The organism is Pseudomonas sp. Z1-14, from assembly GCF_051132005.1.
In the GTDB taxonomy this organism is placed as follows: domain Bacteria; phylum Pseudomonadota; class Gammaproteobacteria; order Pseudomonadales; family Pseudomonadaceae; genus Aquipseudomonas.
Window position 1 is genome coordinate 3,595,924 of record NZ_CP071646.1, and the last position, 22,483, is coordinate 3,618,406.

The 22,483-nt window shown below is 56.1% G+C and carries 23 protein-coding genes; 9 read left to right on the forward strand and 14 right to left on the reverse strand.

Annotated elements, in window-relative coordinates:
* Positions 1-12: 12 nt before the first annotated feature.
* Positions 13-222, reverse strand: a complete 210-nt coding sequence (locus J3P89_RS16020; protein ID WP_434694845.1) for a hypothetical protein — start codon at positions 220-222, stop codon at positions 13-15.
* A gap of 144 nt (positions 223-366) precedes the next feature.
* On the opposite strand from J3P89_RS16020, the gene J3P89_RS16025 reads away from it, so the two are divergent.
* From J3P89_RS16025 to J3P89_RS16040, 4 genes are all read left to right on the forward strand, one after another.
* Positions 367-615, forward strand: coding sequence for an aldehyde dehydrogenase family protein (locus J3P89_RS16025; RefSeq protein WP_434694846.1), 249 nt, complete (start codon positions 367-369; stop codon positions 613-615).
* A 1,382-nt stretch (positions 616-1,997) separates the two neighbouring features.
* Positions 1,998-2,258 carry a hypothetical protein gene (locus tag J3P89_RS16030; RefSeq protein WP_434694847.1) on the forward strand — a complete coding sequence of 87 codons (261 nt, stop codon included), beginning with the start codon at positions 1,998-2,000 and terminating at the stop codon, positions 2,256-2,258.
* A gap of 872 nt (positions 2,259-3,130) precedes the next feature.
* Entirely contained in the window at positions 3,131-3,574 is a 444-nt protein-coding gene (locus J3P89_RS16035; RefSeq protein ID WP_434694848.1) for a transcriptional regulator, read from the forward strand.
* Positions 3,575-3,621: 47 nt separating this feature from the next.
* A complete protein-coding gene (locus tag J3P89_RS16040) occupies positions 3,622-3,906 on the forward strand; it encodes a LysR family transcriptional regulator (protein WP_434694849.1) in 285 nt (94 codons plus the stop codon).
* A 592-nt stretch (positions 3,907-4,498) separates the two neighbouring features.
* Here the strand turns inward: J3P89_RS16040 and J3P89_RS16045 are convergent.
* The 6 genes from J3P89_RS16045 to J3P89_RS16070 all read right to left on the reverse strand — a co-directional run bounded on the left by J3P89_RS16045 (position 4,499) and on the right by J3P89_RS16070 (position 12,365).
* Entirely contained in the window at positions 4,499-4,672 is a 174-nt protein-coding gene (locus J3P89_RS16045; RefSeq protein WP_434694850.1) for a hypothetical protein, read from the reverse strand.
* Between the two features lie 114 nt (positions 4,673-4,786).
* Positions 4,787-5,563 (reverse strand): MFS transporter, encoded by a 777-nt coding sequence (locus J3P89_RS16050; RefSeq protein WP_434694852.1) that lies wholly within the window; start codon positions 5,561-5,563, stop codon positions 4,787-4,789.
* Positions 5,564-5,762: 199 nt separating this feature from the next.
* Positions 5,763-5,993 carry a hypothetical protein gene (locus J3P89_RS16055; RefSeq protein WP_434694854.1) on the reverse strand — a complete coding sequence of 77 codons (231 nt, stop codon included), beginning with the start codon at positions 5,991-5,993 and terminating at the stop codon, positions 5,763-5,765.
* Between the two features lie 628 nt (positions 5,994-6,621).
* Positions 6,622-8,040, reverse strand: coding sequence for an efflux transporter outer membrane subunit (locus J3P89_RS16060; RefSeq protein WP_434694855.1), 1,419 nt, complete (start codon positions 8,038-8,040; stop codon positions 6,622-6,624).
* Between the two features lie 2 nt (positions 8,041-8,042).
* On the reverse strand, positions 8,043-11,180 hold the full coding sequence (locus J3P89_RS16065) for a multidrug efflux RND transporter permease subunit (protein ID WP_434694856.1): 3,138 nt from the start codon (positions 11,178-11,180) through the stop codon (positions 8,043-8,045).
* Positions 11,181-11,195: 15 nt separating this feature from the next.
* Entirely contained in the window at positions 11,196-12,365 is a 1,170-nt protein-coding gene (locus J3P89_RS16070) for an efflux RND transporter periplasmic adaptor subunit (protein ID WP_434694858.1), read from the reverse strand.
* Between the two features lie 172 nt (positions 12,366-12,537).
* Between J3P89_RS16070 and J3P89_RS16075 the strand changes: the two genes are divergently transcribed.
* The gene (locus J3P89_RS16075) at positions 12,538-13,101 is read left to right on the forward strand and encodes a transcriptional regulator (RefSeq protein WP_434698010.1); all 564 of its coding nucleotides are present in this window, start codon (positions 12,538-12,540) and stop codon (positions 13,099-13,101) included.
* Positions 13,102-13,277: 176 nt separating this feature from the next.
* On the opposite strand, the gene J3P89_RS16080 is transcribed toward J3P89_RS16075, so the two are convergent.
* Positions 13,278-13,391 (reverse strand): hypothetical protein, encoded by a 114-nt coding sequence (locus tag J3P89_RS16080; protein WP_434694860.1) that lies wholly within the window; start codon positions 13,389-13,391, stop codon positions 13,278-13,280.
* Between the two features lie 56 nt (positions 13,392-13,447).
* Positions 13,448-13,657: an aconitase family protein gene (locus J3P89_RS16085; RefSeq protein ID WP_434694861.1), complete on the reverse strand. Its 210-nt coding sequence runs from the start codon at positions 13,655-13,657 to the stop codon at positions 13,448-13,450.
* 56 nt (positions 13,658-13,713) lie between these two features.
* Here J3P89_RS16085 and J3P89_RS16090 point away from each other — a divergent pair, with 56 nt between their 5' ends.
* Positions 13,714-14,079, forward strand: coding sequence for an IclR family transcriptional regulator domain-containing protein (locus J3P89_RS16090; RefSeq protein ID WP_434694862.1), 366 nt, complete (start codon positions 13,714-13,716; stop codon positions 14,077-14,079).
* 367 nt (positions 14,080-14,446) lie between these two features.
* On the opposite strand, the gene J3P89_RS16095 is transcribed toward J3P89_RS16090, so the two are convergent.
* The 5 genes from J3P89_RS16095 to J3P89_RS16115 are packed head-to-tail and all read right to left on the reverse strand — an operon-like array spanning position 14,447 to position 19,494.
* A complete protein-coding gene (locus tag J3P89_RS16095) occupies positions 14,447-15,667 on the reverse strand; it encodes a multidrug effflux MFS transporter (RefSeq protein WP_434694863.1) in 1,221 nt (406 codons plus the stop codon).
* On the reverse strand, positions 15,664-16,512 hold the full coding sequence (locus J3P89_RS16100) for an alpha/beta fold hydrolase (RefSeq protein WP_434694864.1): 849 nt from the start codon (positions 16,510-16,512) through the stop codon (positions 15,664-15,666). Before J3P89_RS16100 ends, J3P89_RS16095 begins: the two co-directional genes overlap by 4 nt.
* Before the next feature lie 34 nt (positions 16,513-16,546).
* A complete protein-coding gene (locus J3P89_RS16105) occupies positions 16,547-17,839 on the reverse strand; it encodes an NAD(P)/FAD-dependent oxidoreductase (RefSeq protein ID WP_434694865.1) in 1,293 nt (430 codons plus the stop codon).
* A gap of 58 nt (positions 17,840-17,897) precedes the next feature.
* Complete coding sequence (locus J3P89_RS16110; protein WP_434694867.1) at positions 17,898-18,320, reverse strand: RidA family protein; 423 nt, start codon at positions 18,318-18,320, stop codon at positions 17,898-17,900.
* 34 nt (positions 18,321-18,354) lie between these two features.
* A complete protein-coding gene (locus J3P89_RS16115) occupies positions 18,355-19,494 on the reverse strand; it encodes a tyramine oxidase subunit B (protein WP_434694868.1) in 1,140 nt (379 codons plus the stop codon).
* A gap of 184 nt (positions 19,495-19,678) precedes the next feature.
* Here J3P89_RS16115 and J3P89_RS16120 point away from each other — a divergent pair, with 184 nt between their 5' ends.
* From J3P89_RS16120 to J3P89_RS16130, 3 genes are all read left to right on the forward strand, one after another.
* On the forward strand, positions 19,679-20,506 hold the full coding sequence (locus J3P89_RS16120; RefSeq protein WP_434694869.1) for a helix-turn-helix domain-containing protein: 828 nt from the start codon (positions 19,679-19,681) through the stop codon (positions 20,504-20,506).
* 169 nt (positions 20,507-20,675) lie between these two features.
* A complete protein-coding gene (locus J3P89_RS16125; protein WP_434694871.1) occupies positions 20,676-21,404 on the forward strand; it encodes a response regulator in 729 nt (242 codons plus the stop codon).
* Positions 21,401-22,477 (forward strand): ATP-binding protein, encoded by a 1,077-nt coding sequence (locus J3P89_RS16130; protein WP_434694872.1) that lies wholly within the window; start codon positions 21,401-21,403, stop codon positions 22,475-22,477. The genes J3P89_RS16125 and J3P89_RS16130 overlap by 4 nt, the downstream gene beginning before the upstream one ends.
* Positions 22,478-22,483 lie beyond the last annotated feature (6 nt).

Genomic DNA, 22,483 nt, shown 5'->3' on the forward strand with positions numbered 1-22,483 from the left:
TCAGTGCCGAGCTCATTCGACAGCGGTCTGCTCAATTATGACTGGACCAGTACCGCCGGTGGCCCCCTGGTTCACGCCTGCGATCAGCTTACGCTGGATCTTATTGAGCTCGACTTCTTTCGTAGCTTCATCCGTTTTCTCATGGACTTCAGCCATTATCTCTAGTCTGCTCGCAATGCTCCTGCCTGCGATACCGAGCTTAGCGATTGGGAAGAACGTCATTTGGGCCTTCGGTCATGGCCAGCTCGGTCTCACTCTCGGTGCCACCACCAGCCAACTGGTTGGTAATCTCGCTGCACAACGCACGCCTACACAGAATCTCTCTGCATTCAGTGCCCGACGCTTTGCCGTCCTCGGAGGAAACGCATGAACCGGTACGACCAGTTTTATATTAATGGCCAAGGGGTCACCCCAATCAAAGGCGGCAGTTTTGACTCCTTCGATCCGAGCGACGAAAGCCTGATCACCGCCGTCGCCTCCGGCAGCGCCGAAGACGTCGACATCGTCGTCAAGGCCGCCCGCGCAGCCTTCGACGAAGGCCCTTGGCCGCGCCTGAGCGGTGCCGAGCGTGGCGCTTACTTGCGCAAGATCGCTGATGGCATTCGTGCCCACTAAGTTGGGCTGGCGATTATAGTTGGCGGGACCAGCAGATTGACCGACATTTGCAGGCAGCCACGCGGCTCCAGCGTCACCAAGCGACGCAAGCTGTCATCGACGTCGTTGATGTATTCATTTTGTCCAACATAGTGGCGCCTGGGATACCCAGGACGCCGCCAATGATGACCTTGCCAAGCTCGCCTTCGCAGTGCACTTCCGCCAGCTGAAGAGTCTGTTTCCAACGCATGGTGCTACCTCATTTGATGTACCAGCCCCAAGGCTGCGGGGTGTCGTATCCTGGCAGTACCCTTGAGCGCCTTGTGACCGCGCGCACGTCCATCGCTTAGAGCACATGTACGTGCCTTTACCCTACCTATATCTTGGTCGCGTTGACAGCGCCGTACCGCTTACAGTTTATTCGCTATAGGCATGGGTAAATGGCTATCAGAATCAGAGAAGCGCCATGAAGTTAGAGACTTCGGCTTAGACATTGGCCCAGCAAACCTCCGGCTTTCTCCGTCTCTCCGGCATGTATCATTGATATCGAGGCATTTCTTGAAAAATTTCGCTTCGCCGCTCACGCCTCTACGCGCCACCTTGTAGGCTATCATTTTCCAAACTAAACGTTAGTACTGATCTTCAGCGAACGCCATCACCGCTTTACACAGCACAGGCTCAACCGATACTTGAAGATGACGTGGCAGTGGTGCCGTCGAAGTCGCAATACCGCAGCAGCGCTGGTAGCTGGAACCTCTTCTAGCGGCGGCCAATCGCCAGTTCCCCTATCTGTATCTGTCGTAAGAGATCACAGTGTTGTAAGTCGTGCATACCTACAGACAATCATTAATCTACAACTGCTCTGAATTTCTGAATCCCCTGCGTCTGGAATAACGCTTCACGAGTGCGAGCAACCCAAGCCACTTGCAACTTTTTTGCTTTAGCGGGGTTACGTCGCTAACGTGCGAGAAACGCGAACCCTAAGGATGTCCTCCCCACGCTTTTCAATCGCCCCCATCTTTCGCGGAGTCGCCTTCAGCCACCTTGTGTGCGTTGGCCATGGAATTGGGGTTATGGATAATGCTTTTCGGCTAAAAACCACTGAAGTCAAAACGATGCCTACCGAAGCCAGTGTATCAGCGCTAAGCCACCTACACTCGCATGGCGCGCATGCGTGATTAAAAAAAGGCACGGAAACGCAACCGCTGAACTTACTCAAACTGCGCCTGAAGCGCGCATCACTAATTCAGATCAGCAGCAAGAAAACTTGTCACTGACGTAGCCTTAACTGGGAATTTTTAATCTGAAATGACTAAGCTGCAACAGATCCCGATACTCAATGCTGGGCGCATTGACGTCAGCCTCGGACCCATTTCCATCGATGATGCGAAAGTATTAAGACCATGCTGGCTGAGGACCGATTGATCATCCCCTTACCACAACTCTATGGGATGCACATCAAAATGGCGCAATTGGGCAAAGAATTACAAAGGGCTATTGGCCCGGTCGGTGCAGCCGCATTGGTGCCGGCCTCGGTCCATTTGCTACGCCGCGACGAGATCGGTATTACACGGCTTTTGGATGACATCTCCGACCATTTGATCCAGACACGCTGTACCAACAGGGCGGAATCATTGTTTACGTATAACTGGGATACTGTCTGAAACTGCAGCACGATCCCATGCGAAGCGGACGTCAACGAATCGGGATCGCTGGAATAAACAAGACGCAATTTTAGAGAACATCCACATCGGGCTTATGTCACTTCTTGTTCCGCAACAATTGGCGATCGCGTATCGCCTCGCCCAATTACGCTTGCTGGTGAAGCGCGACGCAATCAAATTTCGTCAAAAAAAAAGCGCCCTGATGGGCGCAAAAGAACGCACATCCCACCAAAGGAGCGTTCACTCAGGATGCAAGAAAAATTGCCACTATATTGGTAGCTAAGCTAAATTCATGCTGTTACGACTTATCAGAACTAGTTGCTTGACGCTGATCGAACACGCTCTTATGCGTCAAACCATCGCAGCATTATTCGTTGTTCAGTAATCGTGCTCCATCATCAGCCCCAAAAAAATCATGTGGAGCAAAGACACATTAAGCCTTATTGACTCTAAGTGAGAGGCGGCAATCAACGGCGTAAATAAGAAATATCCAAATTTAACATTTTACGTCGAAACAACCGCATCAGCGATTTTTTATAATCCCTAGCACGAAAATCTGCAACCGATTGGCGCGTGCCCTACCTCGTTCAGCAGGCCTCAATCAGCCAAACAGACTCAGAAAGTACCATATAGGTTTTTTTGGGTAAAAAATGATTCAATTCTTAAAAAATATTTTTTTTTGGCGCTAAAGCCAGAATAGTGACAAAATTTTACGATTTGGGTAGAATTAGGTTTAAATTTTGATGGAGCCAGCATGCGAGATGACAGTCTTAGATCGAAACGGTGACAACAGAGCACTTCTGAGCGCTTTGGCATTTGCTTTGGTAGACCGACCCCGTGCTTCATTACTGGACTTGGCGAGGGCGGTTGGCGTGGGTAAGACCACATTGCACCGTTTTTGTCGTACCCGTGAGGAACTGATTGATAGGCTCATGGAGCACACCGCCCAAGTGCTTGGCGAGATGGCCAGCAGCGCTCAGCTGGGCTCACTTCCCCCTTTCGAAGCCCTGAAGTGGCTTAACGTTTACAGCCTTGAACACAAGGAGCTAAATGCCTTCTTGCTCTTTTATTGGCGAGAAAGTGAAGCATCGAGCGCAATTGATTCCTGCTACGTGGCCGCCATAGATTCTTTCTTCCTGCGAGGCCAGCGCGAAGGCGTTTTCCGAATTGACGTTAGCGCATCGGCGCTGACGGAAATCTGGTTCTCGTCATTAACCGGCTTGATATACGCAGAACGCCGCGGGCGCATCGCTAGAGGCGGTTTGCCTGCTTTGCTCCAAACTGTATTAGTTGAGGGGATCTGCTCTTCTAATTAAGGGTAAGTTGATCACGGCGAAATTCGTATAATTTAATCGGTGGGCTCATGACTATGAAATTCTCTATTGATCAGCTTCGTGTTTTTGCCACGGCCGCCAAGAGCGACTCGTTCGGTGCTGCTGCTTTGGATCTGGGCATCTCTCAGCCTGCGGTAAGGAAATCGATCTCACAATTAGAAACAGCACTTGGAGTCGAACTCTTCAACCGAACCAGAGATAAGATTACACTTACAGGTAACGGCATTGCGCTGCTAAGTGATACCCTTAATGTACTTGAAAAGGTAGAGCATTTTAACGCAAAACTCGATTTTATCAAAAAAGCCCATTCGTGACTCTAGATAGCTCAAGAAGTAAAGTCTATTTCGCTAAGCAGCACCTATTTAACGAAGCACCAGTCGACGTACTTCAAGCGCGAGCCGCTGACTTCACGTACACAATGCCTCAAGCTTAGTGACAGGTGAATCAAGACGGTATAATAAGCAATTCCTTTAGATCAGTAATAGATGTCATCGTGTGTATCCAGCGCATGGAAAGAGCGACGCAAGCGTCCAACGTCAGCCTAGCCTAACAAACGTCAGCATCTTGCCGATGTGAACAGTTCAGTGGCTTTTTTACACTGGGCAACGCCCGCGGTTGTGGGTACTTCGATTTCGTTGACCGATTGGCGTAACGCATCTGAACGACGAAGATATGCCTTCGCGCTCCCGTTAATGTGTTCGTTCAGGCCGTCAATCGATGCTAGATAAGTCTCCGCAATGGAACTGAGACCCTGTAAACCCGATGCGGGATTGGCACGTCTGAGTAACGCTTAAAATCGCTCGGGGATACAGTCAGATAGTGTTCAAACGGAGTTTCACTTTTTGCGCGCTCGACGCGCACGGGTAGAAAGCCGCTCTTAGCGGCACTGCTGTGGCTGAAGTGACTCTACAAATTATCGACATAACGCTCTCCCGGCATGTAATCGTTTGTTGCGACCGAGAACTGCGCTTCCACGTAGTCTTGCTCTGATCCCAGGGCAAAATTCAGCACCGCGCAGTAAAGCTCGCTCTTGCCAGTGAAGTGCGCGTATAGCGAGGTCTTCTTGATGCTTGCACTCATAGCAGTGTCGTTCAAAGAAGCGGCGTCGTAACCGCGATCGGCGAAGTGCTGCGATGCCGGTTGAACGATTCGTTCAGCTACGGGGTATGCAATGAGGAATCGTAAATCGTTTCTTCAGTTGTCGGCAAGGCTGAATGTAGCATCACGTTTCATTGGCAGGCTGATCCACGTCAATAGGCAAACCAGCAATGCGCTAGGCGCCAGCAGGCCTGTCCAGGCGATAACTCCACGCCCAAAACCAATGCGGAAATCGGCGTGGCGCTTGAAGAAATGGACAGTTGAATAGCTCCCAGAAGGGCAGCGGTCGAACCCAGCCAACGCTCCCGGGAAGACATGACGAGTGATATTAACGTGGACTCGGCGATGCCCAAGCCGAAGAGTGCCAATGCCATCCCTGTCGCAATCCCAGACAACCCTAATGACGTCGTGGTGGCCGCCACGGTTGCAATAGCGCCCGTTGCCATGCATCCAGGTCAGTCGGTTGAGCCCCAGGGTAGAAACGAGTCTGCCCGCGGCTATGGCGCCGAACAAAATGGCGAAGCCCGTCACACCAAACAAGATGCCGAAAGATGGCGCGCTCAGGTGATAGATTTTTTGGTACACCAGTGTCGCGCCGCCGATGTAGGCGAACAGAAAAAAGAATACAGCAGCCACGCACAGCGCGGGCAGCAGAAAACGACGATCCTTGCCAATTGCCACGTAAGTCCTGCATGCGTCGAAGAGGTGCAACGGTTCACGCTTCTGCAGAGCAAGTGTTTCCGTTAGGTTCAACCAGCTGTTGCAAAGCACTGCAATGCCGAAGACGGCGAGTGTGAGCATCACTGCGCGCCAGCCGAAATGCGTTTCGATGAAGCCGCCCAACGCTGGGCAAGGATCGGCGCGACGCTTCAATGGTCATCAGCAATGCGAACAACTTAGTCGCCATGGCGCCACGGCTGACATCTCGGACCATGCTCATGATCACGACCAGTGTCAGCGCAGAGCCGAGCCTTTGTATGAAGCGAAAGCCGATAAGTGTCTGCAGTGGGAGGGCCCAGGCCGAAGCAAGTGAGCAAAGGATAAAGAGCATCAGGCCGATCAGAAGGGCGCGTCAGCGGCCGTAGGCATCGACGAAGGGCCGGAACATCAACTGTCCGATGCCCATCGCCAGCAGGAAAAACGTAGGGGTGAGCTGGACGCTGGCGAAGCTGCTGTCAAAGTTCCGAGCAATTTCGGGAAGGCTTGAAAGGTACATGTCGACCGCAGAGGGACCAAGGGCTCCAATTACACCCAAGCTAATAGCTAATTTAATCGGAACCCTCTCCGACTTAAAGTTGTTCATTTATTTATCTCCTGTCGATCCTGCCTGTCGAACGGTAGGTGTATGGTTTATAGAAAATTGCTTTGCTTTTGTTTAAGATTAAACCAACCTCTGAAGTAGGTGAATCGAGATTCCCAATCTGGACTAAGCCTTTAGATCGAGCAGATGAGCGCAATAATTATGCCCCTTGTAAAAATGTTGAACAGGAAGGAAACATTGCTCGCAGGTCATATCACTTTAAAGGCTAGAGCTGTTCCAATTTATTTGGTGAACTAGACGACAGATCCCAGAATTCTGGCTGGATACGTAAAAAAAAGCTCCGTGACATAACGTCTACGGAGCTAAAGTTCGATTGGATGCGCCAACCGAAACCGATGTCATCCAGCCCACTTATGCCGAATTCGTAGCAAGCCCTCAGACTGCGGGACGGTCTCGACGTCGCAAGGTAGCAGCATGACGCAATTATTTATGGGGTCTAGGAACTAACGCGTTCGGACGCTGGTAAGCGGTTCATCAGATATGATCGGGTTATGCCCTCTCATACCTGTTGAAATGCTTTGAAAGATAGCTCTCTATTATAATAGCGACTGCGAGCATTGGATTGGCAATCCTCAAACCCTAGCAAATTTCAGTCATATCAAGGTGCCTTTCATCCCGCCGTAGGTGTATTTCGCTGCCAGCCTCCCCCCAGGGATCGGAAAAGATTGACCAATGCGATCTGTCGCTCTGTACTGATCTGAATTAGCGTTGATTGGTTATTGAAGGTATTGCGCTGCACATCGAGAAAGCGCAAGTAATCATCCAGGCCACCTTCGTAGCGCGCTTTAGCCAAAGCCATGGCGGCGTCGCTAGACCTCGCCAATGCATCCCGAGCAGCTTCTTCGCGACGTAAAGTGTCAGCGGCGGCTAAAGCATCGGCGACTTCGCGGAAGGCGATTTGAATCGTGCCCTCGTAATCGGCGACGGCAGCGTCCTGACGCGCTTTAGCGAGATCCAAATTCGCACTGTTACGCCCGTGGTTAAAGATAGGCAAAGAAAGCGCGGGAGCAAAACTCCAGGCTCTAGAACCGCCACCAAAAAGATCGGAAAGCTCGGCGCTGGAACTGCCCACCGAACCAGTCAATGAAATGCGTGGGAAGAACGCCGCGCGAGCTGCACCGATGTCTGCATTGCGCGCTTTGAGTCGGTGTTCGCTGGCGAGAATATCAGGGCGCCGCTCAATTAGCGTCGATGTAGTACCAGGTGCGATGTCCTGTATCACCAACATATTGTCACGCGGTTGATCAGGAAGAAGCTGAGCGGCATAAGGGGTGCCGAGCAGCAACACCAAAGCGTTCTCCGCCTGGGCCCTTTGACGATCCGTGCTCTCCCGTTCGGCTTTGGCCTGCTCTGCGAGGCCTATCGCCTCTTGATAATCCAGAGCAGTCGCAGTACCTGACTGGCGACGTTTACTGACCAAATCGAGGGAGGCCAGGCGGCTTTCCAAGGTCTGATTAATCAATGCCAGGCGGCGTAGGGCACCATCTCGCGTTAGATAGGCCTGGATCACTTCAGCAACAAGGCTTATCTGAGCAGCTCGGGATGCCTCTTCGGTAGCCAAGTAGCTTTCTAAAGCTGCCTCAGACAGACTGCGCACACGGCCAAACAGATCGACTTCATATTCAGCCAGGCCAATTCCGACCTGATAACTACTGGTGACCCCTGAGCGCCCGGTTTGTGACAAGTCCCCAGGCAAGCGTTGACGGTTGCCGCTAACATTGCCATCGATAGAAGGCAGACGATCTGAGCGCTGTATACGGTATTGAGCACGCGCCGCTTCTATATCGGTTAGCGCTTGGCGCAAGCTGCGGTTGTTGTGCAGCGCAGTGTTCACGGCCTGACGCAAATCGGCATCGACTATAAAGCTTTGCCAATCCAGTAAGTCTGCACGAGTGCCAATAGTTCCTGATTGCTTCCATTGCGCAGTTACAGGGAGTTGTGGTCGCTTGTAATCAGGAACCAGGGAGCAGCCGCCCATGGTCATCGCCAGAGCCAGAAACGTTGGGCGAAGCATTTGGGTACTGTTCATGCTCATTGCTCACTGTTGAGTTGTTGGTCAGCGTTCTTATCGCTCGGGGTGCTACGCAACAGTGTCAATGTCCAAGTGAAGAATATGGGCACGAATATTACCCCTAGCACGGTTGCGCTGATCATTCCGCCAAGCACACCTGTCCCAAGAGCCCTTTGGCTTGCCGCTCCAGCCCCAGTAGCAATAACCAGCGGAACTACCCCCAGCATGAAAGCCATGGAGGTCATGATGATTGGACGAAATCGCAAGCGTGCCGCCTCAATCGCCGCATCACGCAGTGAATAGCCCTGTTCCCACAGATCCTTCGCGAACTCGACGATGAGGATGGCGTTCTTGGCCGCCAGGCCAATTACCGTAATCAAGCCGACCTTAAAGTAGACGTCGTTGGCCAAGTCCACGCTGGTCATGGCAAGGACTGCGCCAAGCGCTCCGACGGGCACGATTAACATCACAGTAAATGGAATAGCCCAGCTCTCATATAGGGCCACCAACAGCAGGAACACTACTACAATCGCGAAAGCGAATAGCATTAGCGCTTGGCCACTGGCTACTTTTTCTTGGAAGGACAAACCTGTCCACTCGTAGCCAATCCCTTGGGGCAGTTCACTAGCAAGGCGCTCCAGTTCTGCCATGGCTTCACCAGTACTTATACCTGGTGCTGCATCACCCGTAATGCGTATCGATGGGTAGCCGTTGTAGCGTGCAATTTGCACCGGGCCCTCCTCCCATTTAGTAGTAACAAAAGCGCTCATGGGGACTAGGGCTCCTCTTTCATTAGGCACATACAGCTTGAGGACGCTTTCCGGCGTCATCCGCGTGTCTTGCTCAGCCTGAACCACCACGCGCTGCTGTCTGCCAGCGTTAGAGAAGTCGTTGATCACTGACGAGCCAAAAGCAGCTGAAAGCGTACTGCTAATCGACTCGAAACGAACACCTTGAGCACGCGCCTGCTCGCGGTCGACCACTAGACGAAGTTGGGGAGCTTCCGCCAGTCCTTCCATCATGGCGTACAGGAACCTCGGGTTACCATTGACCTTCCCTAATAACTCGTCTCGGGCCGCCAGCAATGCATCCCGCCCCAAGCCGGCGCGGTCTTGCAGGCGCAAGGCAAAGCCGCCAGAATTTCCCAGACCTTCGATTGGAGGCGGAGGCACAGCCATGATGGTGCCGTCGTCAAGGTTAACGAAGTGCTCATTGATCGCAGCTGTTTCGGCCCCTGCCGACTGTCCCGCGGTTCTTTCTGACCAATCCTTAAGTACGGGGAAAGCCAGGGCAGCATTTTCACCCATGCCGGAAAAGCTGAAGCCCAACACGAAGAGATAATCTCCCATCGCTTCGCGAGACTTGAGGAATTGTTCGAGCAACTCGCCGGTTTCAGACGTTCTCTCGCGAGTCGCACCTGCCGGAAGCTGGATGTCGACGATCATATAACCCTGATCTTCGACGGGCACGAACGATTCAGGGAGGCGCAGATAGAAAAAACCCATCAGTACCACGATGCCTAGGTAGATCAGCATGTAGCGCCCAGCTTGTGGTACCAACTTGCTGTTGAGCATGGTATAGCGATCGGTGAGGCGGCCAAACAGACGATTGAAACCACCGAAAAAACCCCGCTTCTCATGATGGCCATCAGGGATCGGTTTGAGCAAAGTCGCGCACAGAGCTGGAGTAAAAGTCAGCGCTAAAAAACCAGAGAACAAAATCGAGACTGCGAGCGACAGAGAGAACTGCTGGTAAATCACCCCTACCGAGCCGGCCATGAAAGCAAGCGGTAAGAACACCGCAGACAATACCAAAGTGATGCCGATGATCGCTCCGGAAACCTGGCCCATCGCTTTAATAGTCGCCTGCACAGGCGGCAGTTTCTCATCCGCCATGATCCGTTCGACGTTTTCTACTACCACAATGGCATCGTCCACTAGGATGCCGATGGCCAAAACCATGCCGAACATGGTCATCATGTTCACTGAGAAACCTAGCAGATACATAAACGTGAGCGTACCGAGGAGGCACACCGGTACGACGATAGCCGGAATCAGGGTGTAGCGAACGTTCTGCAGGAACAGGAACATCACCAAAAATACTAGTACCATGGCCTCGCCCAAAGTGGCGAGAACTTTGCCAATGGCTACGCCAACGAACCGCGAGGTATCGTAGGGTACGGAAACTTCGATGTTGTCAGGAAAGTTAGCCGAGAGCTCTTGCAGCCGTTTCTTTACCGCTTCGGCAGTCTGGATCGCATTAGCACCCGGCGAAAGCTGAACAGCTGCGGCCACGGCTGGTTTGCCATTCTGACGCGCGCCAAAGTTATAACTCTGACTGCCAACCTCCAGACGCGCAACATCACCGAGCAAGACGCTGGAACCGTTCTGATTAGCGCGAAGAACGATACGCGCGAATTCTTCCGGTGAATCAAGAGTGCCTTTGACTGCCAGCGTTGCAGTCAATTCCTGATCGCTTGTACCTGGAGCGCTGCCGAAGGCACCGGCAGGAACCTGAACATTCTGCCCTCGTATTGCATTGTTCACGTCGTCAATCGACAGGTCGTAGCCCACCAACTTCTGCGGATCAACCCATACTCGCATGGCTGCTTCAGAGTCGAAGAACTGCAACTTACCAACACCCGGCAGTCGCCGGATTTCGGGGTTGATATTGCGCACCATGAAATCGGCCATAGCCGTAGTGTTCGTGTCGTTTATACCCTCTTTATAACGCAGCGTGTAGATCAACAGGAAACCGGCCGAAGCTTGCTCTGTCTGAATACCAAGGGTAAGCACGGCTTGAGGCATGCGGGCCTCGGCCTTTTTCAGGCGGTTCTGTACGTCTACTTGCGCCAATTCTGGATCAGTACCTGGTTTAAAGGTGACAGTGATCTCGGCGATGCCGTTTGAATTGCTGCTAGACTCAAAGTACAGCAGGTTTTTCGCGCCATTAAGCTCTTCTTCGATGACGGAGGTTACAGAGTCAGTCAGAACCTGTGCGGAAGCACCTGGATACGTCGCCGTTACAGTAATTTGTGGAGGTGCCACGCTTGGATATTGGGCGACTGGCAGGAACGGGATAGCCAACAAACCAGCCATCGTAATGAATAGTGCGACCACCCAGGCAAAGTTAGGACGTCTGATAAAAAACAAGGACATTAGTGTTTCTCCGGCTTAATGCGCCAGGGGCTGGGTGGCTGGGCTATCTGGTGCTTGCGCACCCTTTTGACGTGGCGTAACTGTATCGCCGGGTTTAATGGCTGCGAGCGAGCTGACGATTACCACGTCCCCTGGTGTTAGCCCTTCGGTAATTTGCCAGCGTCCATTCTGCATGGCGCCAGTGGAGACGGAACGTGCCTCCACGGCATTATCGTTATTCAGCAACATCACGCTCGCCCGGCCATCTGAAGAACGTTGTACAGCGCGCTGGGGAACTAAAATGGAATCGCTAGCCCCCTGTGGAGCCAAAACGCGGGCATACATCCCAGGCAACAACACCCCTTGGGGATTTTCAAACTTCCCTCGCAGAGCTATCTGACCGGTGCTTCGATCGACCGCGACATCAGTAAAGAGCAAAGTCCCATGGCTTTGGATGGTGGTGCCATCAACATTCAACGTCAGCGATTTTCCATCCTTGCCCGAGACTCGCCCGTCAGTCAAAGCAGCGCGCAGACGCAGGGCATCTGCTGCCGCCTGCGTAAAGTCCACATAAATCGGATCAAGCTGTTGAATACGTGCAAGCAAGGTGGTTTCGTTCTGCCCTACCAAGGCTCCTTCCGTAACCTGTGCCCGACCGATACGTCCATCGATCGGAGCTTTGACCGTGGAATAACCAAGGTTCAAACGAGCGGTTTCGACATCAGCCTGAGCAGACCGCTTGAGGGCTTTAGCACTCTGTGAGGAGGCTTTGGCAGCATCAAAGTCCTGCTGACTGACCGCATCGATCTTCACCAGCGGCTCATAACGTCGCAATGTGGCTTCTGCTTGAAAAACCTGAGCTTGAGCCTGCGCCAATTGACCCTCAGCACGAGATAACGCAGCCTTAAACGGCGCCGGATCAATCTGAAACAAAACGTCTCCGACCCTAACGTCCGCGCCTTCCTCGAACTTACGGCTAAGCACGATACCCGCTACTCGCGCGCGTACCTCTGCCACCCGTACCGGCTCAATGCGCCCCGGCAGCTCTGCGATCACTGTGAAAGGTTCGGCCTTCACAGTAAGGACATCCACTTCGCGTAGAGGCGCCTCCGCGACTGGTTCGTCCTGCGGGCCACAACCAGCCAATGCAATGGATATCAGGAGGGCGACTGCGGATGAAGCAATCCGCTCTCTAAGCTTGGTCATAACTCACCGGGGCACATGGCCTTTATCAAGGGGCGCGCATGATGCAATAGTTATTCATATGAGTCAATATTGACTCATACGACCCTAGTATGCGCCGACCCAAAGCATCCTTTGATAAGGTCGCGGGTTTTATTGCAAAATGCGCGTACGTATATTGAAAAATGGGTGAATGATGGATTTCACAGCTGTGGACGAAAAGCTATTGAAAGCGTTAGCGATAGCGTTGGTCGACCACCCTCGCGCTAATTTTAAAGAGATTGCGCAGGCGGCCGGGATCAGCAAAGCAACGCTCAACAGATTCTGCGGCACACGCGAAAATCTTATCGAAATGCTTTTGAACTACGGTTCGGTCGTTGTAAAACGAATCATTTCTGATGCCGAACTTGCCAACACCCCACCGCTGGAGGCTTGGCATCGCTTAATCGAGGGCCACTTAACGCATCGAGAGTTGCTCGTATTTCTCACATTCCAGTTTAAGCCGGATACACTCGATATGAATGCCGGCGCAAATCGCTGGTCATATTATGCAGAGACTTTGGATGCGTTTTTTTTGCGTGGACAAAAGTTGGGGGTATTCCGCATCGATATAGCAGCGGCAGCTTTCACTGAAATTTTTGCTTCGCTGGTCTTTGGTCTGGTAGAGGCGGAGCGCCGTGGCCGAGTAGCTCGGTCAGGCATGGCTACGCTTATCGAGCATTTTTTTTTGGAGGGAGCGTCAAATCAGCCAGTCTCGTAAGCAGCACAGATAGCTCAATGCACCCTGGAAGGTATTGATTATGGCCAACAGGATAGCGCAAAGGATGATCATGGCAAAACTCACCGTGCAGCCATAGCGATGCCTTGAATTACACGACTTACCGGGAGAGCGAAACGGTGGTAAGGCAAACACGCCGACAAACACCAGTTACATTTTCACGCATGGATACGTGCAAGGGTCTCTTCGCTACGCCCGGTCAGGTGCATGTATTGCATCGTGATGTCATCGAACGGGAAAAACACCACAGTCGCGCAATATTCCGGAGCCATGTTCGACAATGTCCCACGAGCCGCCAACAGAGTTTCGACAATCCTGGTCCGCGGAATTAGACGAACTTCCTCACCACTCCTTTGGTCCGCAGCATGTGAGTGATGCGCAATGCCAAGTCGGTGGCGGTCACTCCTGGCCGCAACTCATTGCTTAAACGGGTACCGATAACGTCGGGGAAACTAAATCGGCACCGGCTCACCGAGCATCGCTGCCTGACCCTCCAGGCCGCCACGCCCCAACCGAGCACGCCAATCGCATTGATCATCGGCGTATGGCTGTCGGTGGCGACTAATCATGGGCAATGGCGATATCAGAGAACGAATGGGTTTATCCAAGACCACCACCAGTCGGTTGACCCAGACGCTGATCCATAGCGGCATGCTGGTGTACGACGGCCAGCGCGGTGCCTATCACCTCGCGCCCGCCACGCTTTGCTTCGCCAATGCCATGTACAACAGCAGTCCGCTGGTGCAGCGTGCTGCGCCGCTGATGCGCGAAGCGGCGCATGCACTGAAGGTGAATGTCGGCCTGGCAGCGGCCGACCGTGATGAAATGGCCTACCTTGAGTCGATACGCTTGAGTCGTAAGAACACACCGCGCACCGTACAAACCGGGCAGCGAATCCCCATGGAATTCGCCTGCCTGGGTCGCGCCTACCTGGCGACAATAGGCACGCAAGAACGATAGCCGCTGATGGAGCACTTCAAGTCCCGAAGCTGCGATGCGCGGTGGAAGATTTGGAAACGGAGATTGCGCACGCCTGCGAGAGCATGCGACTGAGAGGCTACTGCGCTGCGTCCTGGCAGGCAGAAGTGGTAGCCATTTCGACCCCGCTCGGCATGCGCAATTACCAGGACCACATATTGAATATCAGCGCATCCCCCCTCTGTCGAGCGAGGCAGTCGTAGCGCAATACGCCAAGCCGCTGCTGGCGCTGGCGGACAGGATCCGCGCCGATGTCGACGTACTCTGAGGCTCAGCCGGATCGGCCTGCCTGGGCAACGTGATTAACCAGGTTTCAATGAATCGAAAGACCTCAGGATGCAATAAGCCTTCAAGACTGAAACGGCGTGCAGGTCTTATCCGACGCAACGGCGGCCCCGCCCCGCCGGTGCCGAGAGAACCCATAAGCCACCAGGCAACCCAGGCCGCAACACCCCACGACCAGGCACATGGGCCACGCCGTGCCGTCGGCCAGGTGGCTGACCCACAGGGTGGCCAGCGCGGCGGTAGCAAATTGCACCGAGATGCCCAGCGCAACGCTCGCCCCGGCCTGACGTGGAAACAGCGCCATCAGGCTGGCGGTGCAATTGGCCCCGAGCAAGCCGGTAACGCCCATGTAAATCACCAGGCAACACACGATGCTCGTCAGTCCGCCCCACTCGGTCACCCCCACGCCGATCAGCGCCGCGCCTGCCCCTGCCGCCAGCAGCGCGCCTACGCCCAACATGCGTTGCGGCCCGTAGCGGCCCACCCAGCGCGCATTGATGAACGTCACCAGAATGATGCCGAGGATGTTCAGGGCGAATAATCCACTGTAGAGCCGCGGCGACACGTCAAAGTACACAACGTACACAAAAGGCGAAGCGGTGATAAAAGCAAATACGCCGCCGAACGCCATCGACATGCACAAGATCAGTGCCACCGCCCTGGGCTCTCGGACAATGGCCAGATAGGCCGCGAAAGACGCCCTCACCGACGTACCCCGCTGATGCACCGGCAGGCTTTCCTTCAAGCCCAGCGCCACCATCAACAGGCACAGGCTGGAGAGGATAAACAACGTGGCGAAGATCGTACGCCAGCCCTGGATCAGCACCAGCCAGGTGCCGACCATCGGCGCGAGCAACGTCGCCATCATGGTCAGCACATGCATCCACGACAGTACCTTGGCTGCCTGCGCCAAGCCCACCAGATCCCTGGCGACGGTCCGGGCCAGCACCACGGCACCCGCTCCGCCTAACGCCTGAACAAAGCGCCAGGCGATCAGTTGCTCGACGCTGCCGGCAAACAGACAACCCAGGGTCGCCACTACGTACAGGGTGACAGCGCCCAGCAACAGCGGACGCCGACCATAACGGTCGGACAGCGGGCCATAGACCAACATGCCCAGGCACAGCCCGCAGAGAAAGGCGCTGATGGTGAGTTGTACCTGCGCGGCGCTGGTCGACAGGTCTTCGGCGATTTGCGGGAGACTGGGCAAGTAGGTGTCGATTGAGAACGGCACGAACGCCGTCAGCGATGACAGCAATACAATCAGCCGCGCCTGGGCATTCATCGGCCCGGCGTCGCGAGGCTCTCAAGAAACTCGGTGACCAGCCGGTTGAAGACCTCGCCCTGGTCGTCATGTACATAATGGCTGGCATCCGCCACTTCGGCGGTGCGCACCTGCGCATTGCACTCGCGCATCGCTTGCAGCGTCGGCGCCGGCAGAAAATCCGAGCGAGCGCCGCGGATAAACAGGGTCGGACAATCCAGGGCCCGCACCGCCGGCCACAAGTCAGTCGGTTCGATGCTCAGGCGCGCCTCGGCGATGCCTTGCTGATCGTGGCGCCAACGGATCGTGCCCTCGCTCTCTTTCATCGAATGCGCCAGGCGTGAGGCCAGGCCCTGCTCCGACAGGCCCGGGCGTGCCGCCTGCCAGAAAGCGCGGGCGGCTTGCCAGTCGTCGAACCGCATTGGGGTCTGGTTCATCTCGCGGCGGATGCGCGCCGCACCGTCGCCCTGGCTCGAAGACCCGGGCCCGATGTCTTCGATGATCAGGCCAATCAAGCGTCCCGGTGTTTGCCGTGCGTATTCGAGGGCATTGGCGCCGCCCAGTGAATGCCCCAGCAACACGAAGCGCTGTAAGCCGGCATGGTCGACGAAATCCTGCAGGTCCTCCACGTACGATTGCGTGTGATAGCTCGCGGCCGGGGCCCAGTCACTCAGCCCGCGACCGCGCTGGTCGAGGGCGTAGATGCAATACCCCCCCCCCAACGCCTCGACCAGCGACTCCCAGGTCTGCGCATAAGCACGCAAACCATGCAGCAGCACAAGGGGCACGCCGCTCGGGTCGCCCCAGCGTAGAAAATGCAAACGCAAGCCGGCGCGATTGGTGAAAAAGCGGCTGTCTGGGGACATGATTTTGCTCCGTGAATGCAGGGCCTGGGTCGACTTAGAAACGATCGAAGCGATAAGGGCTTGGATCGATGATGGGCGCGTGCCCGCTGACAATATCCGCCGCCAGGTGACCCGCCGCCGGTGAAGTACCAAAGCCGTGCCCGGAAAAACCGGTGGCCACGGTCAGACCGGGAATTTGCGCGACCGGGCCTATTACCGGGTTGGAATCCGGGGTCACATCGATAGTGCCTGCCCAGGCTTGGGCGATCCGGGCTTGCTCGAATACTGGCCAGGCCGCCTTGAGGTTATTCATAGCATCATTGTTAAGCCGCGGGTTGGCGGCGGGGTCTTGCATGCGTACACGCTCGAACGGGCTGATGCTGTCGGCCGACCAACGCCGGGACAGCGCCAGGTCGTTGAAAAAATACTTGCCCAGCGACACGTTCAATACGCTGCGCTGCGCACGAAATTGCGGCATGTATTGCTTGGCAAGCAACAGGTGATCGAGGGTCAGGAAGGCGTCCAGCTTGCCACGCTGGGTAATGATGAAGCCGCCGTCCTTGTGCTTGCGAAACGAAAAGTCCGGCGCGCCCACGGCAACTTCAGTGGGGCCTAGCATCGGATGGGTACGCAACACCGAACAGGTCAAGGCCAGCGTCGGCAAGGACACCCCGAGGTTGCCCAAAAAGCGCCGCGACCACATGCCGCCGGCGAGCAATACCTGGTCGCAGCGGATCTCGCCTTTCTCAGTGACCACGCCACTGACCCTGCCGGCAGACATCTGCAGCGTACGCACCGCACATTGCTCGATGATCACCACGCCCAGGGCCATCGCCGCCTTGGCAATCGCACTGCTGGCCAGCGTCGGCTCCGCACGCGCGTCGGACGGCGTGTAGATCCCACCGGCCCAATTGCCCTCGCCGCCCGGCACCAACTGCTCGATCTCGCGCTTGCTCAGCAATCGAGAATCAAGGGAGAGATGCTCGACCGATTTGAGCCAGCCTTCATGCATGGCCATCTGCGTGTCGTTGCGGGCAACAAACATGATGCCCTCTTGCCGGTAGCCCACATCCGCGCCCACCCGCTCGGGCATTCGCGCCCACAAGCGGTCTGCGGCCAGGGCCAGCGGTATATCGTGCGCGTGCCGGCTGGTCTTGCGCACCCAGCCCAGGTTGCGCGAGGACTGCTCGCCGGCAATACGGCCTTTTTCCAGCACCACCACCGGAATATTGCGTTCGGCCAGCGTCAGTGCAGCCGTCAAGCCGATGATGCCGCCGCCGATAATGACGACGCAGGTCGCAGTGGGAATCCCGGTGGACGTATCCACGGGCGCAATCGTCGGGGCCATGATCAAGACTCGATAAGCAATAGAGGTCAGCCGCGCACGCGCGCGGCCAAGTAACGGGTTACTGCGACAGGCGAATGACTTCGACTTGCGCCTTGGAAGCGTTGCGATAAGCCGTCACTTCCAGTTCCACCTTGTAGACCGTCGAGCCCAGCGGCGGGCACGTTACGGTGCTGGCCGGGTCGACGCCGCTAAACTTCTCGCCGATCAAGGCCATTACCGCCGGCACATCCTTGGGGTCCTGGATGAACACGCGCGAGCACACCACATCCGCCAGACTGGCATCGACTGCCTTCAAGGCCGATTCGATGTTGGCAAACACCTGATGCGTCTGCTCGAGAATGTCTTCGGGGATCAGCTTGGTTTGCGGGTTGCGGCCGGCGGTGTTGGACACATAGATCCAGTTGTCCACCACCACCAAGCGCGAATAGCTGGCCTGGTCTTCAAACGGGGAACCGGTCTTGAGCTTGATGATTTTTGTCATGTCGAAGGTCTCGTCAGTTGTAAAAAGGAATGGCTCAGCGCAGCTCCGGGGTTTCCCACAGATTCAATTTCACCCCGATGCCTCTTTCGATGGCATTGCGGTACACCACGGTGCCCCAGGCCACGTCTTCCACGGGCATGCCGCCGACCGACATGATGATGATTTCTTCATCGTTCCTGCGCCCGGGGGCATCGCCGGCAATGATCTTGCCGATGTCTTCAAGCTGTTCGGGCTGCATCGTGCCTTCGGCGATCATGTCCATGAAACGCACGCCGATCACCGGCACGCAGTGGTGCGCAGGCTTGGGCAATTCTTCGTACCAGGCTTCGTAGAGGCCGGTGTTATCCAGCACCTTGCGCACGTCGGCGCGCTCCATCCCCTCATCCAGCGAGCAGGACGCCGGCATTGCCATGAACGCCCCCGGTTTGACCCACTCGCGTTTAACGATTGGGTAGATTGAGGGGTCGCCCGTCTTACCGGAGCTACAATAAGTAACAAGGTCGGAATCACGGACCACGTCTTCGAGGCTATCGACCACTTTAATCGTGGTCACCTGAGGGTAGGTTTCCTTCACCCAGGCAATAAAATCATTCAGGCTTTTCTCGCCACGGCCCTTGATCTTCAACGTATCTATTTGCGGGCAAACAGCGATGAAGGCGGCGAGCGTGGTCTTGCCCATCACACCCGGTCCGAGCAGGCCGACCACTTTCGAGTCCTTGCGGGCCAGGTGGCGCGCGCCCACGCCGGGGATTGCGCCGGTGCGATAGGCCGACAGCAGGTTGGCGGACATATGCGCCAACGGCGCGCCGGTATCGGGGTCGTTGAGGGTGAACATCAAAATCGAGCGGGGCAGGCCTTTGTCGCGGTTGGCGATATTGGAGCCGTACCATTTGACGCCCGCGGTGCAAAAGCTGCCGCCCAGGTAGGCCGGCATCGCCATCATGCGCCGGTCAGCGGTGGGCTTGGGCATGTTCGGGAACGGTGAGTCTTTCGGGAATATCACCATGGCGCCATGGGAATCATTGTTCGGCCCGGCCATGCGGTAGTCGCCGCTGCACAGCAGGCCGAACATCTCTTCCATGGTGTTCACACAGGCGAGCATGTCGGTCACGCCAGCGCGGATCATGTCCTGCTCGGACAGGTAGATGAAGTCTATTTTTGTAGTAATGGACATAATTGTTCTCGGGCTGAAGGTGATATCGCTTCGGTAGGCGCTGCTTCCACGCTATCGACCTTGAGTATCAGCGGACGAATTTGTACGGTATTGTAAATTTCGGACATCAACGTCTATTCCGCGCGCAGGTATTGGCGCGATAAGTGCGTAATATTCCCGCATGTTTCCGCTTGAAGGTCCGGTCATGATCAACTTGTCTGCGCCGACGCTGCGGCACCACACCGCGTACGAACAACCCTGGTTCGTGCTCAACTCATCGCGGTATTCGGTAGTGCCTTCCGATCACCCGGCGATTTCGCATTTCTATGCGTTCGATGTCGCCGACTCGGCCGACCTGCTGGCGGTCCCGGATGGCTGTGTGGACATCGTGTTCGACTGTGATGCCACGCGCCCCAGCGTGAGGATTTGTGGCACGCCGTTGGAGGCGCAGCGGGTCCAGTTGCTGCAGGGTCATCATTACTTCGGCGTGCGCTTTTCGCCGGGAGTGATTCCAGGTTTCATCAACGTCATGGCCGAGGACCTGACCGAACAGGAATGGGACCTGCTGGAGGTGTCTGCATTTGCCCAGCGCATTTTCGAGAGCATCGTCCAGGCCCCGCAGTTGCAGGAGCAAATGAAGCTGTTCAACGACTACCTGATCCCGCGCTTGATGGGCAGGACCTCAAAGCTGACGGCCATGGTCATTCAACAGGCGCTCGCCCACCGCGGCGACCTGCGCATCCAACAGCTTGAACACCTCAGTGGCTACACCAGCCGTAGCATTCATCGCCAGTTCAGCCAGGACACTGGCCTGTCGCCCAAGACCTTCTGCCGGATCATCCGCTGCCAGGCGGCGCTGGAAACCCTGAATACCCAGCACGATGTATCGTTTTCGGAACTCGCCCTGGACCTGGGCTTTTCCGATCAGTCGCACTTCCTGCGCGACTTCAAGAAACTGGTCAGTACAACGCCCTGCGAATACCAACGCACAATGCTGCGAAACGCCTATAACGAGCGCATCAGCTTCGCCTGAACACCGCCCGCCCTGCCCTCGCCGGGAAAATTAATTTTCGGCCTCCATCATTTCTCCATAAACCCTACGCTGAACGTGCATGCTGGCGAGGCATCATCCAATCCGTTGCTGAAAAACTGCGCACCGTTGCAGCATTGAGCCACGGCATAGCACATCGACCGAGCAGACCATGACTGAATCATCCGTTGCATCGAGCGCCAACCAGGCGCTGATCCTGATCGCCGAAGACGAGCCGGAGATTGCCGATATCCTCGCGGCCTATCTCAAGCGCGCCGGCTTTAAAATCGTGCATGCGCAGGACGGGCGACGCGCGCTTGAGCTGCATCAGGCGCTCAAGCCCGATCTGGTGCTGCTCGATGTGCTGATGCCCAAGCTCGACGGCTGGATGGTGCTGGCGGAAGTTCGTCATCGCGGCAACACGCCGGTGATCATGCTGACGGCCCAGGACCAGGACATGGACAAGCTCATGGGGCTGCGCATAGGCGCCGATGACTACATCGTCAAACCCTTCAACCCGGCGGAGGTCATCGCCAGGGTCCAGGCAGTACTGCGCCGATGCGCCGATCAGGGAGATGGCGGCGGCCACAGTGTGCTACGCGTCGACCCATTCGAGATCGACATCGACAACCATGAGGTGAGCGTGCGCATCGGCACGCGAAACCAGCCGTTGCAGCTGACGGTGACCGAATTCAGGTTGCTCGCGCAGTTGGCAAAGTCGCCGCGTCGAGTGTTCAGCCGCGCCGAACTGCTGGTGCTCTGCTCACCTGAGAGCGACAGGCTGGAGCGTACGGTCGACAGCCATATTAGCAAATTGCGCCGCAAGATCGAAGACCTCGGCCTGCGCGGCGTGCCGGCCAGCATCCGTGGGGTCGGCTACCGGTTCGGGAGCCAGGCATGAACGTCAGGAACAGCATGAGCCGTCAGATCATCTTGTCGATGACCGCGGTGGTGCTGTGCGTAATCGCACTCGCGGTCGTCGGCACCTATGTGTTCTATGCATTGCTTTGGACCCTGTCGCCACCGACGCAGCTGGAGCTGGAGGCGGATGAATGGCTGCCCAGCGGCGTGGAATGGGCCTGGATGAGCTTGATCACCTGCGTCAGCCTGGGCGTCGGCGTGGCGATGGCCGTTACATTGTCTCGGCGCATTCTCATGCCGCTGAACTCAGTGGCGGCCAGCCTGCGCAGCCTGGCCGAGGGCGACCTGGATGCACGTGCAGTGGCGCCAGACGTTTCTCCGGGCGAAGCTGCTCGGCTGGTGAATGACTTCAATAGCATGGCGAACCGATTGAAACGTATGGCCGAAGAACAAGCCTTCTGGAACGCCGCGATTGCTCATGAACTGCGCACCCCGCTGACCATCCTGCGCGGCCGTCTGCAAGGCCTGGCCGAGGGTGTATTCAAGCCGGATACTTCGCAGTTCTATAGCCTGCTCAGCCAGGTCGAAGGGCTGACGCGCATGGTCGAAGATCTGCGCGTGGTGGGCATGGGGGACAACGGCTACCTGAAGCTGGACATCAAGCATGTCGAGCTGGCCGACGCGCTGGAGGCCGAAGCGCGGTTGTTCGAGTCCAGCCTGAACAGCGCCGGTTTCGTCCTGCAGCTGGACCTGCGCAAGGGACCCGTGCACTGCGACCCCGCCCGCATCCGCCAGGCCTTGCTGGCACTGCTGGACAACATTCGCAGACATGCCACGCCGGGCAACGTCAGCGTTCAACTCGGCAGTGACGAGCGCGGCAACTTCCTGAGGGTCGCGGATGAGGGCCCAGGTGTCGACGAGCCGTTCGCCACCCTTATCTTCGATGCGTTTCAGCGGGGCGACAGCTCGCGTTCCCGCGCCCAGGGCGGCAGTGGCCTGGGCCTTGCTGTGGTGCGTTCGATCGCGCTGGCCCATGGCGGCGCCGTGGCCTGTCGAACAATGAAAAATGGCGGCACCCTATTCGAACTCATTTGGCCAACGGCGACCTTTTGAATATCG